The sequence below is a fragment of the Bradyrhizobium sp. NBAIM01 genome, assembly GCF_020194115.1.
Lineage (GTDB): Bacteria > Pseudomonadota > Alphaproteobacteria > Rhizobiales > Xanthobacteraceae > Bradyrhizobium > Bradyrhizobium yuanmingense.
The window spans coordinates 619,495-636,463 of the sequence record NZ_JADYVU010000003.1 but is presented as its reverse complement, the minus strand read 5'-3'; the positions used below and the strand labels follow the sequence as shown (position 1 = coordinate 636,463).

The following is a 16,969-nucleotide window of genomic DNA, read 5'->3' as shown; positions in this document are numbered from 1 at the left end:
TTGTCGCGCCCCGGAATGACGGAGAGAATTGACGTGACCGACACCATCCTCGACATCAACAATCTCGTCGTCTCCATCGGCAAGCAGCCGAAAGGCGCCAACATCATCGACGGCATCTCGATCCAGGTGCGCGAGCGCGAGACGCTGTGCCTCGTCGGCGAGAGCGGCTCGGGCAAGTCGGTGACCTCGCTCACCACCATGGGCCTGTTGCCGAAGGGCACGCTGGTGCCGACCGGCGGCAGCGTGAAGCTGGTCGGCGAGGAGCTGCTCACCGCCACCGACCGCCGCCTGCGCCAGCTCCGCGCGACCAAGATGGCGATGATCTTCCAGGAGCCGATGACCGCGCTCAATCCGGTGGTTCCGGTCGGCCGCCAGATCGACGAGGTGCTCCGCGCCCACACCAAACTCGATGCCAAAGCGCGCAGGAAGCGCATTCTCGACATGATGGAGCAGGTCCACCTGCCCCAGGTCGAGCGCATCTTCGCCTCCTACCCGCACCGTCTCTCCGGCGGCCAGCGCCAGCGCATCATGATCGCGATGGCGCTGGTGCTGGAGCCGAAGCTCCTCATTGCCGACGAGCCGACCACCGCGCTCGACGTCACCACGCAGAAGCAGATCCTGTCCCTGATCCGCGAGCTCCAGCGCGATCACGGCACCGCCGTGCTGTTCATTACGCACGACATGGGCGTGGTCGCCGAGATCGCCGATCGCGTCGCGGTGATGCGGCAGGGCCGCCTGGTCGAGACCGGCCCGCTCGAGACCGTGCTGCGCAATCCGACCATGGAATACACCCGCAACCTGCTCTCCTCGGTGCCGAGCCTGGTGCCGCGCCCGCCGCGCGAGGAAACCCGCGAGCCCGTGGTGCTGGAGGCCAACGAGCTCGGCAAGGTCTACAAGGAGCGCGCCTTCTTCGGCAAAGGCCGCGAGGTCGTCGCTGCCGACAAGGTCACGTTGACCCTGCGCAAGGGCCGCACGCTCGGCATCGTCGGCGAAAGCGGCTCGGGCAAGTCGACGGTTGCGCGCTGCATCGTGCGCCTGATCGATCCGACTTCCGGCGGCGTGCGCCTCGCCGGCCGCGAGATCGCCGACATCTCGCGCCGCCTGTTGCAGCCGCATCGGCAGAAGATCCAGATCGTATTCCAGGATCCCTATCGTTCGCTCAATCCGCGCGTCACCGTCGGCGAGAGCATCGCCGAAGGCCCGGTCAATTACGGCGTGGCGCACGCCGACGCGATGAAGCGGGCGCGCGAGTTGCTCGAGCTGGTCGGCCTGCCGCCGGATGCGGTGTCGCGCTATCCGCACCAATTCTCCGGCGGCCAGCGCCAGCGCATCGCGATCGCCCGGGCGCTCGCGCTCGATCCGGACGTGCTGGTCGCGGATGAAGCGGTCTCCGCGCTCGACGTCTCGGTGCAGGCGCAGGTGCTGGAGCTGCTCGACGAGATCCAGAAGCGGCTCGGCATCGCCATCCTGTTCATCACCCACGACCTCCGCGTCGCAGCCCAGATCTGCGACGAGGTCGTGGTGATGCAGCACGGCCGCGTCGTCGAACAGGGACCGGCCGCCGAAGTGCTGACGCATCCTAAGGAGGCCTACACCAAGGCGCTGCTGGATGCGGCGCCCGGGCGGGGTTGGGATTTTGCGAACTTCAGGCCGGTGGCCGAGGGCGTGGGGGCGACACTGTAGCTCTCTCCTCTGTCATTCCGGGGCATCGCGAAGCGATGAGCTATGGTGCGCAATTGCGCACCTGAGAATCCATTTAGCCGCGGACTCTGTCGCACGATGGATTCCGGGCTCGCGCCCAAGAGGGCGCGCCCCGGAATGACGGCGGAGTATGGGGCGCAGCATTCCCAAATCGTCTTGACCCTATGCACGTCGCGAGTGCTTCCTCACCTTGCCCTCCTCGCAAGGGCAAGGCTAACGTCGCGCACTTTCAATTGGGACTGAACTGAATGACACGTATTGCCGTCGGCGGCTTCCTGCACGAGACCAACACCTTCGCTCCGACGAAGGCGACATTCGCGGACTTCCAGCATGGCGGCGGCTGGCCGGCGATGACTGAAGGCGCCGACGTGTTGAAGGTGATGCGCCGCATCAATGTCGGGCTCGCCGGTTTCGTCGACAGCGCCGAGGCGAACCGCTGGGAACTCATTCCGACCATCGCCTGCGGCGCGAGCCCGTCGGCGCATGTCACCGAAGACGCATTCGAGCGCATCGTGAAGGTCATGGTCGACGGCATCGCCGCCGCCGGCCCGATCGACGCCGTCTATCTCGACCTGCACGGCGCGATGGTGACCGAGCATCTCGACGACGGCGAAGGCGAGATCTTGGCGCGCGTGCGCCGCGTCATCGGTAAGGATGTTCCGCTGGTCACCAGCCTCGATCTCCACGCCAACGTCACGCCCGAGATGATGGAGCATGCCGACGCGCTGATCGCCTACCGCACCTATCCGCATGTCGACATGGCCGAGACCGGCCGCGCCTGCGCGCGCCATCTCGCGCTGCTGCTGCAGACGAAGCAGCGCTTCGCAAAGGCCTTCCGGCAATTGCCATTCCTGATCCCGATCAGCTGGCAATGCACCAACGACCAGCCCACCAAAGGCATCTACGAAAGACTCGCCGCGCTGGAGAGCGATGCCGTTCCCACCCTCTCTTTCGCGCCCGGCTTTCCCGCCGCCGATTTCCGCGACTGCGGCCCCAGCGTGTTCGCCTACGGCAAGACGCAACACGACGCCGATCGTGCGGCCGACGCGCTTCTGAAGCTGATCGAAAGCCACGAGAACGATTTCGACGGCAAGATCTGGACGCCCGACGACGGCGTGCGCCACGCCATGGAACTTGCCAAGGGCGCGCGCAAGCCGATCATCATCGCCGACACCCAGGACAATCCGGGCGCCGGCGGCGATTCCGACACCACGGGCATGCTGCGCGCGCTGGTGCGCAACAAGGCGAGTGCCGCAACCGGCGCGATCTACGATCCGGAATCGGCCAAGGCCGCGCACGCAGCCGGCGTCGGCGCCACCGTGACGCTGTCGCTCGGCGGCAAGTCCGGCATCCCCGGCGACGAGCCCTATCGCGAGACCTTCGTGGTCGAGCAGCTCTCGGACGGCCGCTTCATCGCGCCCGGTCCCTATTACGGCGGCCGCGAGATGGAGATGGGCCCGTCCGCAGCCTTGCGCATCGGCGATGTCCGCATCGTCGTCTCTTCGCACAAGGCCCAGCTCGCCGACCAGGCGATGTACCGCTATGTCGGCATCGAGCCGACCGAACAGAAAATCCTGGTCAACAAGAGCTCGGTGCATTTCCGCGCCGATTTCGAGCCGATCGCCGAGAAGCTGATGATCTGTGCCGCGCCCGGTGCGATGCCGGCCGACACCGCTTCGCTACCCTGGACGCGCCTGCGCCCGGGCATCCGCATCAAGCCGAACGGCCCCGTATTCACGCCTCCCTCACGCTAACCGGACAGGACCACATGCCCACGATCGATCGCATCGACGGCTACGCCGACGAGCTCACCGCAATCAGGCGCGACCTCCACGCCCATCCCGAGATCGGCTTCGAGGAAGTGCGCACCTCCGGCATCGTCGCCGACAAGCTGAAGAGCTGGGGCATCGAGGTGCATCGCGGCCTCGGCGGCACCGGCGTGATCGGCGTCATCAAGGGCAAGGGCACCGGCAGCAAGCGCATCGGGCTGCGCGCCGACATGGACGCGCTGCCGATGGAAGAGAACACCAATCTGAAGTGGAGCTCGAAGATCCCCGGCCGCTTCCACGGCTGCGGCCATGACGGCCACACCACCATGCTGCTCGGCACCGCGCGCTATCTCGCCGAGACTCGGAATTTCGACGGCACCGTGCATCTGATCTTCCAGCCGGCCGAGGAAGGTCTCGGCGGCGCCCGCGCCATGATCAAGGACGGGCTGTTCGAGAAATTTCCCTGCGACGAGCTCTACGGCCTGCACAACGCGCCCGACCTCAACCATGGCGAGATCGCGATCCTGCCGGGCCCGGCCATGGCCAGTGCCGACTTCTTCGACCTGCGCATCACCGGCTACGGCGCGCATGGCGCGATGCCCGAGCGCTCCAAGGACGCGGTTGTCATTGCGACCACACTGGCGCAGGCGATCCAGACCATCGTCAGCCGCAACGTCGACCCGCTGCAAGCCGCGGTGATCTCGATCACCCAGATCCATGCCGGCTCGGCTTACAACGTCATTCCGGGCGATGCGCATCTGTGCGGCACCATCCGCACCTTCTCGAACGAAGTCCGCGCCCTGATCGCCGAGCGCATCCGCACCATCTGCGCCGGCATCGCCGCCGCCTATCAGTGCACGATCGAAGCCGACATCCGCGACACGTTCGGCGTTCTGGTCAACCAGGTCGAGCAGTCCAAGGTGGTCGAGGAGGTCGCGCGCACCATCGTCGATCCCGCCAACGTGATCACCCGCATCCAGCCGAAGATGGGCAGCGAGGATTTCGCCGACATGCTGGAGACGATTCCCGGCGCTTACTTCTGGGTCGGCCATGACGGCTCGGTGCCCGTGCACAATTCCGGCTTCGTGCTCGACGACAAGATCCTGCCGATCGGTGCCAGCATGTTCGCCCGCATCGTCGAGACGCGCATGCCGGTGGGTGGCAATGCATAAAAAGAGCGTCGAGGAAGCGGTCACCTCGCTGCACGATCTGTCCGCGGTCGACCTGATCGCGGGTTATCGTGCCAAGCAGTTCTCGCCGAGCGAGGTGCTGGAGGACGTGCTCGCGCATGTCGCGGCGTGGGAACCGCATCTGAAGGCGCTCTATGCGTTCGACCCCGATGGCGCGCGCGAGGCCGCAAAGGCCTCGACCGCGCGCTGGACCGGCGGCGAGCCCTCCGGGCCGCTCGACGGCGTGCCCGTGACGGTGAAGGACAACATCGCGACCAAGGGCGTGCCGGTGCCGCTGGGGGCAGCCAGCGTCAAGCTCGTGCCGGCCGAGAAGGACGCGCCGCCCGCTGCGCGGCTGCGTGAGGCCGGCAGCATCATCTTCGCCAAGACCACCATGCCCGATTACGGCATGCTGTCCTCCGGGCTCTCCTCGTTCCATGCGCTCGCGCGCAACCCGTGGGATCTCAGCAAGAACCCGGGCGGCTCCAGCGCCGGCGCAGGCGCCGCCGCCGCGGCCGGCTACGGGCCCTTGCATCTCGGCACCGATATCGGCGGCTCGGTTCGCCTGCCCGCCGGCTGGTGCGGCCTCGTCGGCCTGAAGCCGAGTTTTGGCCGCGTGCCGATCGACCCCACCTATGTCGGCCGTGTCGCAGGCCCGATGACCCGCACGGTCGACGATTGCGCGCTGATGATGAGCGCGATCGCAAAGCCCGACCGCCGCGACGGCATGAGCCTGCCGGCCGAGTTGCTGAACTGGAAGGGGCTGGAGAAATCTCCGCGAAAACTACGCATCGGGTTGATGCTCGATCCCGGCTGCGGCCTGGCGCTGGAGAAGCCGGTGCGCGAGGTCGTAGTGAAGGCCGCGAAGGCATTCGAGTCCGCAGGCAGCGTCGTCACCGAGGTCGACGGCATCCTCACGCGCGAGATGCTCGACGGTCTCGACAATTTCTGGCGCGCGCGGATGTGGGACGATCTGTCCAAGCTGACGCCGGCCGAGCAGGCCAAGGTGCTGCCCTATATCTTCAAGTGGGGCGAGTCCGGGGCCAAGCTCTCGGGCGTCGACGTCATCCGCGGCTTCAACCAGACCATGGCGATCCGCGCGGCTGCGGCGAAGCTCTTTTGCGAGCTGGACTATGTGATCTCGCCGACCGCGCCGAACGTGAACTTTCCGGCGGAATGGGCGTCGCCGACCAACGATCCCATGAAGCCGTTCGAGCACATCGCCTATACCGTGCCGTGGAATATGTCGGAGAACCCGGCGATCTCCCTCAACGGCGGCTTCGACGCCAGGGGTTTTCCCATCGGCGTGCAGATCATCGGCCGCCGCTTCGACGACATCGGCGTGCTCGGCATGGCCAAGGCGTTTGAAGGCCTGCGCGGCCCGCAGCGGCCCTGGCCGAAGCCGCCGGCGTAACAAACGCTCGCTCGTCATTCCGGGTTGCGCCCTCTTGGCGCAAGCCCGGAATCCACTCATCCGCATTACTGATGTGGACAAATGGATTCCGGGCCCGCGCTTCGCGCGCCCCGGAATGACGTGCTAGAGAGAGCGACAAAGAAACAGGGAAGGAAACCACCATGGCGTATGAGACGATCAAGTACGAGGTCGCCGATCAGATCCTCACCATCACGCTGAACCGGCCCGACAAGCTCAACGCCTTCAACGCGCAGATGCAAGCCGAACTGATCGACGCGTTCGACGCCGCCGACAAGGATGATAACGTCCGCGCCATCATCGTCACCGGCGCCGGCCGCGGCTTTTGCGCGGGCGCCGATCTCTCCTCCGGTGCCGACACGTTCGATCGCGACGCGCGGCGCGGGCCGGTCAAGCGTTTTGCCGACGGCAAGGTCGACTATAGCGACCCGCAGGTGCGTGACGGCGGCGGCCAAGTGACGTTGCGCATCTTCAAATGCCTCAAGCCCGTGATCGCGGCGGTGAACGGCCCGGCCGTCGGCATCGGCGTCACCATGCAGCTTGCAATGGATATCCGCATCGCCTCGGAGGCTGCGCGGTTCGGCTTCGTGTTCTCCCAGCGCGGCATCGTGCCCGAGGCGGCCTCGAGCTGGTTCCTGCCGCGCATCGTCGGCATCTCGCAGGCGCTGGAATGGTGCTATTCGGGCCGTGTCTTCCCGGCGCAGGAAGCGCTTGCGGGCCGCCTCGTCAGCAAGGTCGTGGCCCCCGATGATCTGCTGCCGACCGCCCGAGCGCTCGCCAAGGAGTTTGCGGCAAAGACCGCGCCGGTGTCGGTCGCGCTGATCCGCCAGATGATGTGGCGCATGATGGGCGCCGACGATCCAATGGAAGCCCACAAGGTCGACAGCCGCGGCATCTACGCCCGCGGCCGCTCGGACGACGTCAAGGAAGGCGTGGTGTCGTTCCTGGAGAAGCGTCCCGCGCACTTCAAGAACAAGGTGTCCACCGACATGCCGGATTACTTCCCGTGGTGGACGGAGCGCGAGTACAAGTGACGAGCGCGTAGCGCGCCTTAACGCGCAACTCGGCTGTTTGATCCATGCCAAGTGCGCATGGACAGTCGGTCGACAGGCCTGCTGCATCGCAAAACCACCTTGCGCTATCGTTCGCATCGCACAGGGAAGCGATGCCGATGCAACTTTGCCTGCGAATGGCGGCTCTCGCGCCACTCGTCCTTGCCGGCTGTGCCGAGCAGGACGCCGAGTGGGCGCAGCGCGGACGAGCCAGCTTGATCGGTCTCGACCAGTCGGCGATCCGCATGTGCGCCGGCCTGCCGGCCGGAACCGCCAAGGACGGTTCGGGCGAGATCTGGATGTACGAGCACGCGGCGAGCCCTCCCGGCGGCATCGCGCCGCCCACGCTCACGCTTCCGCCCGGCCTGAATATCGGAGGCCAGGCGCCGTCGGGCTATTGTCGCGTGCAGTTGCGCTTTGCTCGCGGCAAGGTCACCGAGGTGCAATATGCCGGGAATACCGACATCGGAAATGCGCGTGACGCCGTCTGCGGCCAGATCGTGCGGACTTGCCTCGGCTACGCGCCGGGCGGCCGCGACACCGTCGCGCGGACGTCACATCAGTAGCGCGACGCGTCCGATCGCCTTGCGGTCGAGCAACAACCGCATCGCCTTCGCATAGTCCTTAAGCGGCAGGCGGTGCGAGACGTTGGGGCGCAGCTTGCCCTCCTCCGCCCATTGCAACAGCGCCTTCAGGCGGACCTCGCCGAGCGCAGGATTCTTCCGCACCGCTTCGCCGGCGCGTACGCCGAGCACGCTGGCGCCCTTGATCAGCAACAGATTGGTCTTGGCCGAGCCGATGCCGCCGGTGAAGCCGATCACCAAGAGCCGCGCGCCCCAGGCGATGCAGCGCATCGAATCTTCGAAGACCTGGCCACCGACGGGGTCGAACACGACGTCGGCGCCGCGCCCCTCGGTGATGCGCTTGACGGCATCGCGAAACGGCTCGCGGTCGTAACGGATGAGATGATCGGCGCCGCGCGATTTCGCGATTCTGAGCTTCTCGTCGCTGGAGGCGGTCGCGATCACGGTCGCGCCCAGCATCTTGCCGATCTCGACAGCGGCAAGGCCGACGCCGCCGCCGGCACCGTGGACCAGCAGCACCTCGCCGGGCGCCACCCGGCCGCGATCGATCAACGCGTGATAGGCCGTGCCGTGGCCGGCGAGATAGGTCGCAGCCTCCGCATAGTCGAAGGTGGACGGCATGGGGGTGAGTTGCGACGGCATCACCACCGCTTCATCCGTGAAGGCACCAAAGCGCATCTTCACAATGACCTTGTCGCCGACGGCAACGCCGCTTGCCTCCGATGCCACCTCGATGACGTCGCCGGCCGCTTCCATGCCCGGCGTGAACGGCAGCTCCGGCTTGAGCTGGTATTCGCCGGCGGCCATCAGCACGTCGGGGAAGTTCAGCCCGGCGGCGCGGATGGCGACGCGCACCTCGCCCGGCCTCAGCGCGCGGGGCGGAAACTCCTCCAGCAGCAAACGCTCGGGCGCGCCGAGCTCGCGGCAGACGACGGCGCGCACCATCAGGCCGCGCTCGCCTTGCTGCGCAAAAGCGCTTCGCGGATCAGCGGCAGGCGGTCATTGCCGAAATACATGTCGGTCTTTTTCACGAAGATCGTCGGCGAGCCGAAGCCGCCGCGCGCGATGACCTCCTCGGTATTGGCCTTGAGCTGGTCCTTGATGCCCTGCTCGGCAATACCGGCGAAGAACTTTTGCTCGTCGATGCCGACCTTCCTGCAGATCTCCGCGAGCACCGCGTCCTGCGAGATGTCCTTGTCCTCGCCCCAATAGGCCTCGAACACTGATGTCGCGAACGGCACCATGTCCTGACCGAGCCAGAGGCAGCCGCGCATCGCCTTGACGCTGTTCACCGGAAACACCGTCGGCGGCATCTTGATGGCAAGACCCGCCGAACGCGCCCAATCCGCGAGGTCCTTCTTCATGTAGCGCGCCTTCAGCGGCACCGGCTTCTCGCGCTGCGCGTAGACGCTCGGATTGACCGAATTGAAGATGCCGCCGACCAGGATCGGCCGCCAGGTGATGTCGGCTCCGAACTCCTTGGCGAGCGGTTGGATGTTGTGGAAGGCGAGATAGGTCCAGGGGCTGGAGCAGTCGAAGAAGAATTCGATCATGGGGGTTTCCTTATTGTTGTCATTCCGGGGCGCGCCCCTTTGGGCGCGAACCCGGAATCCATTTCGCCTCTCATTACGCTGCCCGATGGATTCCGGGTTCGCGACTTCGTCGCGCCCCGGAATGACGGCGTGGCCGTCACTTCCTTCCCAGCACTTCCTTAGCCCGTTGCCCGAACATGATCTTGCGTGATTCCTCGTCGAACGGCTCTTTCACGAATTTTCCGATCGCTAGCCCCGCCTGCACCTGCGGCCTTGCCCGGACCTCGGCATACCAGCGTTTCACATTGGGATAGTCGTCGAGCGTAAAACCCTGCGCCTTGTGGGTCATGGTCCAGGGGAAGCAGGCGATGTCGGCGATGGAATAGTCGCCGGCGACATAGGCGCCGGTCCTGGCCAATTGGCGATCGAGCACGCCGTAGAGCCGCGCCGCCTCGTCGCGATAGCGCTCGATTGCGTAAGGGATCTTCTCGGCCGCATAGAGCGCGAAATGGCCGTGCTGACCGAGCATCGGCCCGAGGCCCGCCATCTGCCACATCACCCATTGGATCGTGCTGGAGCGGCCGCGCCAATCGGCGGGCAGGAAGCGGCCGGTCTTCTCCGCGAGATAGATCAGGATCGCGCCGGTCTCGAACGCCGAGAACGGCGCGCCGCCATCAGCGGGCGCGTGATCGACGATCGCGGGAATACGGTTGTTCGGAGAGATCGCCAGGAACTCAGGATTGAACTGCTCGCCGGCGCGGATATTCACGGGGATCACCCGATAGGGAAGCCCGAGCTCCTCCAGCATGATCGAGATTTTCCAGCCGTTCGGCGTCGGCGCGTAATAGAGGTCGATCATGGGCCTTCCCTTGCGCCGTCCCTATCGCTGCCGCCAGCCAATGACGACTTTTGTTGTTCTGTACCTCGACGTTAGGACATGGCAGGAAGGGGCGCAACAATCTGCCGGGAGGGCCGCCATGCTGTTTCCAACCACGATCGCCGGCTCCTTGCCGAAGCCGGAATGGCTCGCCGAGCCCAACATGCTCTGGGCGCCCTGGAAGTCCGAAGGCGACGAGTTGCTCCGGGCCAAGCGCGATGCGACGCTGATCTGGCTGAAGCTCCAGGAGGACGCCGGCATCGACATCGTCACCGAAGGCGAGCAGGCCCGGCAGCACTTCGTGCACGGTTTCCTGGAGAAGATCGAGGGCATCGATTTCGCCCACAAGGTCGAGATGGGCATCCGGAAAGATCGCTACAAGGCGATGGTGCCGCAGGTGGTCGCGCCGCTGCGGCTGAAGGACCGCGTCCATGCCTTCGAGGCGCGCGTCGCGCGCACGCACACCAGGAAGCAGCTGAAATTCACCCTGCCCGGCCCGATGACCATCATCGACACCATTGCCGACCGCTACTATGGCGACCGGGTCAAGATGGCCTTTGCCTTCGCCGAGCTCTTGAACGAGGAAGCCAGGGCCTTGCAGGCCGACGGCGTCGATCTCGTGCAATTCGACGAGCCCGCCTTCAACGTCTACATGGACGAGGTCAACGATTGGGGCATCAAGGCGCTGGAGCGCGCCGCACAGGGCCTCGCCTGCGCCACCGCCGTGCACATCTGCTACGGCTACGGCATCAAGGCCAATACGGACTGGAAGGAGACGCTCGGCAGCCAATGGCGGCAATACGAGCAGATCTTTCCGGCCATCGACGCAAGCCCGATCCAGCAGGTCGCGATCGAGTGCCGCAATTCCAAGGTGCCGCTCGACCTGCTCGCGCTGCTGAAGAACAAGATCGTGCAGGCCGGCGTGATCGACGTCGCCAGCGACATGGTGGAGACCGCCGAGGACGTCGTGAAGGTGATCGAGGCGGTGTCGCAATTCGTGCCCAAGAGCAACATCATCGCCACCACCAATTGCGGCATGGCGCCGATGCGGCGCGAGATCGCCGAAGCCAAGCTGATGGCGCTCGGCGCCGGCGCGGCGCTGGCGCGCGAGAGGCTGGGGTGATGGCGGTGATCCGCAGGTCGCTCGGCTAGTCCGGAGCGGTCGGATGCAACGCCGGTCGATATCCGGCGCTGAACGCCCGTAATGTGGATGGAGGCGTCAGCAGCATCGCACTCGACAGTTCGTGCTCGGTACGGGCATAGCCGGCTGGCGACCAAAGCAGCGGCCGGCCTTTCGTCACAAGATAGCTCTGCTCGCCCTGCTGCACCATCACGCCATCGGGTAAGTCTGCGAGCGGCCCTCGCAGTGGGTGCAGGCGCTTACGGCCGTGATCCAGACGCTCCGGGTGCAGCTTTGCGTCCATTGACTTTGCGCTCACCTTGCTTGCGCCGTTTCCCCTCTCCCATGCCGCGCGAAACCGGTGGGCATCGTCACGCCGGCAGAAGAAGCATGGGCGATGTCCGGCAGCAAAGGCGGTGGCTTCGTCGAGAAAGAACAGCTCGGTCCAGCTCCGCCGCGCCATCACCGGCCGCCGCCAGCCGCGGAATTCGCACAGGCATGTGATCCAGGCCGGCGTCGACCAGCGCTTCTTCAACAGCGTCTTCGTCGCGGGATCGTGGATGATGCCGCGATTGCCGGTGAACAGGCCGCGGTGGGGGGTGGCGATGATGTCGCCGGTGGGCGTGACTCGGTTCTGGAGGGGGCGAGTGGCGAATGGCGAATGGCGAATGGGGTCGGTGTTACTCGCCATTCGCTACTCGCCATTCGCTCTGGTCACGCCGCGCCGTCGCGCAGCGGCGGGTGGTAGGACAGTGCTGTGTCCCAGGGGAAGAAGATCCAGGTGTCCTGCGAGACTTCGGTGATGAAAGTGTCGACCAGCGGGCGTCCCATCGGCTTGGCGTAGACGGTGGCGAAATGCGCATCGGGCAGCATCTCGCGCACCATCCTGCCGGTCTTGCCGGTATCGACGAGGTCATCGACGATCAACAGGCCCTTGCCGGTGCCGCCGCCGAGCGTCATTGTCGCCTCGGAAATGCCCTTGAGCACCTGGAGCTCGCCCTGCTTGTTGTGGTCGTAGCTGGCGACGCAGACCGTATCGATGACGCGCACCCCTAACTCGCGCGCCACGATCGCGGCGGGCACCAGGCCGCCGCGGGTGATCGCAATCACCGCATGGAACGGACCGACCTCGTTGAGCCGCCAAGTCAGCGCCCGGCAATCCCGGTGGAACTGGTCCCACGAGACGGGGAAGGCCTTGCCTGCCCGCTCCTGCGCACTCAGTTCCGGTGCTTCACCAGCCATCGCCTGTCTCCTGCAATCTCGTCCGGCAATTCCCTGCTAGCGGTTGACGTTCAATCCCGCCAGCATTTCCTTCACCGCGGCCATTGCCGCCGCGAGCTTCTCGGGATCGCGCGAGCGCACCACCAGATTGGTGTTGGGCTTCTGCTCCTCGTCCATGAAGGGATAGCTGCCGATGACGGTGTCGGGATGGGCGGCAGCGATCGCCCGCAGCGGTCCGCCGATATCGCCCTCGCGCGCATTGGCCCGGACCGAGTCCGACAGCATGCGCACGCCCGACTTCAGTTTGGGCGAGACGATGTCCATCATCGCCTGCATGATCGAGGGCACGCCGGCCATGACGATGACGTTGCCGATCTTGAAGCCGGGGGCGAGGATGGTCGCGCTCTGGATCAGCTCGGCGCCGTCGGGGATGCGGGCCATGCGCAGCCGGGCCTCGTTGAGGTCCTGCTCGCTCCAGCGCTCGCGGAAGCGGGCGACGACCTCCGGGTGATGGTCGATACCGACGCCGAACGCCTTGGCCACGGCATCAGCGGTGATGTCGTCATGAGTCGGCCCGATGCCGCCCGTGGTGAAGACGTAGGTGTAGCGATGCCGCAATGCATCCAGTGCAGCGATGATATCCGGCTCGTCGTCGGAGACGATGCGGACCTCCTTCAGGTCGATGCCGATATTGGTCAGGTATTCGGCGATGAAGCCGATATTCTTGTCCTTGGTCCGGCCGGACAGGATTTCGTCTCCGATGACCAGAATGCCCGCCGTGACGATCTCGCTCATGCCTTAAGTCCCTCACCTGTGACGCCGACTTTGCCGAGGTAACGCGTTGAAGTCACGCGGTTTTGCTTCTGAAATAAGCAGTCTTCAGCCATTTTTTCAGGCACGCCGCCGGCCGTCGCCGGCAAATGCCCCCTCTCCATGCTTATCGCGCTGGCCCGGCCCTTGCTACCACATGAAAGTCATGCACTGTTGACGCATGGCCACAGGACGTTGCGGTCTCATCAAGGCCGACGCGAACTGGCGCATGGCGCAACGCCTGGGGAGACAAGTCGGGATCTATGGCAGTCGCGTTTGACGAAATGAACATTCCCGGCGGGGACCTCCGCCCCGCCTATCAGGAGCTGGCGCGCTGGCTCAAGGAGACGCCTCCCGAGGCGCTCGAATATCGCCGCCAGGAAGCTGAGCTGCTGTTTCGCCGGATCGGCATCACCTTCGCGGTCTACGGCGATTCCGAGTCCACCGAGCGCCTGATCCCCTTCGACGTGATTCCGCGGATCATGTCCGGCAAGGAATGGGCGCGGCTGGAGAAGGGCCTGAAGCAACGCGTGCGCGCGCTCAACATGTTCCTGCGCGACATCTATCACGGCCGCGACATCCTCCGCGCCGACATCGTGCCCGACGATCTGATCTTCCAGAACCCGGTGTTCCGGCCCGAGATGAACGGCCAGCAGGTGCCGCACGACGTCTACGTGCACATCGCCGGCATCGACATCGTCCGGGTCGACGCCGAGGACTTCATCGTGCTGGAGGACAACGCCCGCACGCCGTCGGGCGTGTCCTACATGCTGGAAAACCGCGAGATCATGATGCGGCTGTTTCCGGATCTGTTCGCCCGCCACCGGGTGGCGCCGGTCGAGCGCTATCCGGACGAGCTGCTCGCAGCGCTCCGCTCGGTCGCGCCGCAAAGCGCCTCCGGCGAGCCGACGGTGGCGCTGCTCACCCCGGGCGTCTACAATTCGGCCTATTACGAGCACTCCTTCCTCGCCGACAAGCTCGGCATCGAGCTGGTCGAAGGCCGCGACCTCGTCGTCAAGAACAACGAAGTGTTCATGCGGACGACGGAAGGGCTGAAGCGGGTCGACGTGATCTATCGGCGCGTCGACGACGACTTCCTCGATCCCCTCACCTTCCGTCCCGATTCGGTGCTCGGCGTGCCCGGACTGATGTCGGCCTACGCGGCCGGTAACATCACGCTCGCCAACGCCGTCGGCACCGGCATCGCCGACGACAAGGCGATCTACTCCTACATGCCCGACATCGTGAAATTCTATCTCGGCGAGGACCCGATCCTGAAGAACGTGCCGACCTGGCGCTGCCGCGAGCCAAAGGACCTCGCTTATGTGCTGGACAATCTAAGCGAGCTCGTCGTCAAGGAAGTGCACGGCTCCGGCGGCTACGGCATGCTGATCGGCCCCGCCGCGACCAAGGCGACGATCGAAGCGTTCCGCGACAAGCTCAAGCGCGAGCCGGAAGGTTTCATCGCCCAGCCGACCCTGGCGCTCTCGACCTGCCCGACCTGCACGGCGTCCGGCCTCGCTCCACGTCACGTCGATCTTCGCCCCTTCGTGCTCACGGGCAGCAAGAGCACGACCATCGTGCCGGGCGGGCTCACCCGCGTCGCGCTCAAGGAAGGCTCCCTGGTGGTGAACTCGAGCCAGGGCGGCGGCACCAAGGACACCTGGATTCTGGACGAGTAGAGAGATGCTGTCGCGTACCGCCGAAAACCTCTACTGGCTCGCCCGCTACGTCGAACGGGCCGAATATCTCGCGCGCACCATCGATGCGACGCTGCGCGTCACCGCGCTTCCCGCCGCCTATATCGGCAAGACCAATGAATGGGATTCGGCGCTGCTCACGGCCGGGGTCGCCGCGAGCTTCTATCAGGCCTATGAGGAAGCCAACGAGCACAACGTCGTCGAGTATCTCTCGTTCTCCCAGAACAACCCGTCCTCGATCCGAAACTGTATCGAAGCGGCGCGGCTGAACTCACGCTCGGTGCGCACGGCCCTCACCAGCGAGATGTGGGACACCATCAACTCGGCCTGGATCGAGCTTCAGGCGGTGTGGAGCAAGGGCACCTCGACGCGCGAGGACCTCGCAAAATTCCTGCGCTTCGTGCAGGAGACCTCGCTGCGCTTCGACGGCTCGGCCTATCGGACCATGCTGCGCAACGACGCCTATTGGTTCTCGCGCATGGGCGTGCACCTGGAGCGCGCCGACAACACCGCGCGCATCCTCGACGTGAAGTATCACGTGCTGCTGCCCGAGGAGGAGCATGTCGGCGGGCCGCTCGACTTCTACCAGTGGAGCTCGATCCTGCGCTCGGTCTCGGCGCTGACAGCCTATCACTGGGTCTATCGCGAGACGCTGAAGCCCTGGCTGATCGCGGACCTCCTGATCCTCAACGACACGCTGCCGCGCTCGCTCGCCAGCTGCTACGGCAACCTCGTGCGCAACCTCGACCAGATCGGCGTCGCCTATGGCCGCCAGGGCCCGGCCCAGCGCCACGCCCGCGGCATCCGCAACCGGCTGGAACACAGCAACATGAACGACATTTTCCAGCATGGCGTGCATGAATTCATTCAGGAATTCATCGCGGACAATTCCAGGCTGGGCGAAATCATCACGAAGCAGTATTTGATCTAATGTCGCTCGACTGACGACAGGGGATATTGTCATGGCCGGGCAAGAGCGCGAAGCGCGTCTTCGCGCTAGATGTCCCGGCCATCCACGTTCTTGCTTTTGCGCGACGAGGAAGAACGTGGATGCCCCGGGACAAGCCCGGGCATGACGAGCTTCTTTGCGACGGCAGTCACGCCTTACAACAAACGACACGGTCCACCATGCGCCTGCGAATCCAGCACACCACGACCTATCGCTACGAGCCGCCGGCCACCAGCGTGATCCAGATCCTGCGCATGACGCCGGGCAGCCATGACGGGCAATACGTCGCGGAATGGCAGATCGACGTCTCCACCGACACCAAGCTCGACATGCATGAGGACGCGTTCGGCAACGTCACCCACGTGCTGTCCTGCGGGCCCGTCGGCGACATCCAGATCATTGCCGAAGGGCTGATCGAGACTCACGACACCGGCGGCGTGCTGCGCGGCAGCGACGAGCGTTTTCCCCCCGGCATGTTCCTGCGCGTCACCGACCTCACCTCGGTCAATCCGGCGATGACGGCGGTCGCGCGCCAGTTGCGCAGCGAGGCCGAGAGCGACACGCTGGGCTTCCTGCACACGCTGATGACGCAGGTGGCCGATCACATGACGTTCGACGAGGACCCGACCAACAGCGGCACGTCCGCAGCGGAGGCGTTCACGCTCAAGCGCGGGGTCTGCCAGGATTACGCGCACATCTTCATCGCCTGCGCCCGCGCCGGCGGCGTGCCGGCGCGCTTCGTCTCCGGACATTTCCTGCGTGCGGACGACACGGTGCACCAGGACGCCGGCCATGCCTGGGCAGAGGCCTACGTGCCCGATCTCGGCTGGGTCGGCTTCGATCCCGCCAACAGCATCTGCGCCACCGACGCGCATGTCCGCCTCGCGATCGGGCTCGACTATCTCGGCGCGGCCCCGGTGCGCGGCACGCGCTACGGCGGCGGCACGGAAACGCTGACGGTGGCGGTGAAGGTCGAACAGGCCGGCCGCGGCGGGCAGTCGCAATCGCAATCCCAGCGGCAGAGCTAGGAGCCGCCAGCCGAACACATTCGGC

Annotated in this window: 16 protein-coding genes; 10 read left to right on the top strand and 6 right to left on the bottom strand. The window is 65.6% G+C overall.

All coding sequences use genetic code 11. From position 1 onward, the window contains the following. Positions 1-33: 33 nt before the first annotated feature. The 6 genes from I6F31_RS13850 to I6F31_RS13825 all read left to right on the top strand — a co-directional run bounded on the left by I6F31_RS13850 (position 34) and on the right by I6F31_RS13825 (position 7,689). On the top strand, positions 34-1,683 hold the full coding sequence (locus I6F31_RS13850) for a dipeptide ABC transporter ATP-binding protein (RefSeq protein ID WP_225124813.1): 1,650 nt from the start codon (positions 34-36) through the stop codon (positions 1,681-1,683). Positions 1,684-1,949: 266 nt separating this feature from the next. Beyond that, on the top strand, positions 1,950-3,455 hold the full coding sequence (locus tag I6F31_RS13845) for a M81 family metallopeptidase (RefSeq protein ID WP_036045893.1): 1,506 nt from the start codon (positions 1,950-1,952) through the stop codon (positions 3,453-3,455). Between the two features lie 14 nt (positions 3,456-3,469). Then, positions 3,470-4,642 (top strand): M20 aminoacylase family protein, encoded by a 1,173-nt coding sequence (locus I6F31_RS13840; protein ID WP_225185547.1) that lies wholly within the window; start codon positions 3,470-3,472, stop codon positions 4,640-4,642. Further along, the gene (locus tag I6F31_RS13835; RefSeq protein ID WP_225185546.1) at positions 4,635-6,053 is read left to right on the top strand and encodes an amidase; all 1,419 of its coding nucleotides are present in this window, start codon (positions 4,635-4,637) and stop codon (positions 6,051-6,053) included. The genes I6F31_RS13840 and I6F31_RS13835 overlap by 8 nt, the downstream gene beginning before the upstream one ends. Before the next feature lie 161 nt (positions 6,054-6,214). Next, positions 6,215-7,105 carry a crotonase/enoyl-CoA hydratase family protein gene (locus I6F31_RS13830; RefSeq protein ID WP_057029550.1) on the top strand — a complete coding sequence of 297 codons (891 nt, stop codon included), beginning with the start codon at positions 6,215-6,217 and terminating at the stop codon, positions 7,103-7,105. Between the two features lie 137 nt (positions 7,106-7,242). Further along, on the top strand, positions 7,243-7,689 hold the full coding sequence (locus I6F31_RS13825) for a hypothetical protein (RefSeq protein ID WP_225114408.1): 447 nt from the start codon (positions 7,243-7,245) through the stop codon (positions 7,687-7,689). Here the strand turns inward: I6F31_RS13825 and I6F31_RS13820 are convergent. From I6F31_RS13820 to I6F31_RS13810, 3 genes are all read right to left on the bottom strand, one after another. Then, positions 7,678-8,652 (bottom strand): NADPH:quinone oxidoreductase family protein, encoded by a 975-nt coding sequence (locus I6F31_RS13820; protein ID WP_225185545.1) that lies wholly within the window; start codon positions 8,650-8,652, stop codon positions 7,678-7,680. The genes I6F31_RS13825 and I6F31_RS13820 overlap by 12 nt on opposite strands. Continuing rightward, positions 8,652-9,260 carry a 2-hydroxychromene-2-carboxylate isomerase gene (locus I6F31_RS13815; protein ID WP_225185544.1) on the bottom strand — a complete coding sequence of 203 codons (609 nt, stop codon included), beginning with the start codon at positions 9,258-9,260 and terminating at the stop codon, positions 8,652-8,654. Before I6F31_RS13815 ends, I6F31_RS13820 begins: the two co-directional genes overlap by 1 nt. Positions 9,261-9,396: 136 nt before the next feature. After that, positions 9,397-10,098, bottom strand: a complete 702-nt coding sequence (locus I6F31_RS13810) for a glutathione S-transferase N-terminal domain-containing protein (protein WP_109143282.1) — start codon at positions 10,096-10,098, stop codon at positions 9,397-9,399. Positions 10,099-10,216: 118 nt separating this feature from the next. Between I6F31_RS13810 and I6F31_RS13805 the strand changes: the two genes are divergently transcribed. Then, a complete protein-coding gene (locus I6F31_RS13805; RefSeq protein ID WP_225185543.1) occupies positions 10,217-11,239 on the top strand; it encodes a methionine synthase in 1,023 nt (340 codons plus the stop codon). A 25-nt stretch (positions 11,240-11,264) separates the two neighbouring features. Here I6F31_RS13805 and I6F31_RS13800 read toward each other — a convergent pair whose 3' ends face one another. Genes I6F31_RS13800 through I6F31_RS13790 form a run of 3 tightly spaced genes read right to left on the bottom strand, consistent with a single transcriptional unit; the run spans position 11,265 to position 13,252 of the window. After that, positions 11,265-11,927, bottom strand: coding sequence for a hypothetical protein (locus tag I6F31_RS13800; protein ID WP_225185542.1), 663 nt, complete (start codon positions 11,925-11,927; stop codon positions 11,265-11,267). Between the two features lie 23 nt (positions 11,928-11,950). Further along, positions 11,951-12,478, bottom strand: a complete 528-nt coding sequence (gpt, locus tag I6F31_RS13795) for a xanthine phosphoribosyltransferase (RefSeq protein ID WP_036015348.1) — start codon at positions 12,476-12,478, stop codon at positions 11,951-11,953. A gap of 36 nt (positions 12,479-12,514) precedes the next feature. Next, positions 12,515-13,252, bottom strand: a complete 738-nt coding sequence (locus I6F31_RS13790; RefSeq protein WP_225114403.1) for a molybdopterin-binding protein — start codon at positions 13,250-13,252, stop codon at positions 12,515-12,517. Positions 13,253-13,530: 278 nt separating this feature from the next. Here I6F31_RS13790 and I6F31_RS13785 point away from each other — a divergent pair, with 278 nt between their 5' ends. The 3 genes from I6F31_RS13785 (at position 13,531) to I6F31_RS13775 (ending at position 16,944) form a co-directional block, all read left to right on the top strand. Next, positions 13,531-14,949, top strand: a complete 1,419-nt coding sequence (locus tag I6F31_RS13785) for a circularly permuted type 2 ATP-grasp protein (protein ID WP_225185541.1) — start codon at positions 13,531-13,533, stop codon at positions 14,947-14,949. A 4-nt stretch (positions 14,950-14,953) separates the two neighbouring features. Further along, positions 14,954-15,898, top strand: a complete 945-nt coding sequence (locus I6F31_RS13780) for an alpha-E domain-containing protein (protein ID WP_036015356.1) — start codon at positions 14,954-14,956, stop codon at positions 15,896-15,898. A gap of 197 nt (positions 15,899-16,095) precedes the next feature. After that, positions 16,096-16,944, top strand: coding sequence for a transglutaminase family protein (locus tag I6F31_RS13775; RefSeq protein WP_036029799.1), 849 nt, complete (start codon positions 16,096-16,098; stop codon positions 16,942-16,944). Positions 16,945-16,969 lie beyond the last annotated feature (25 nt).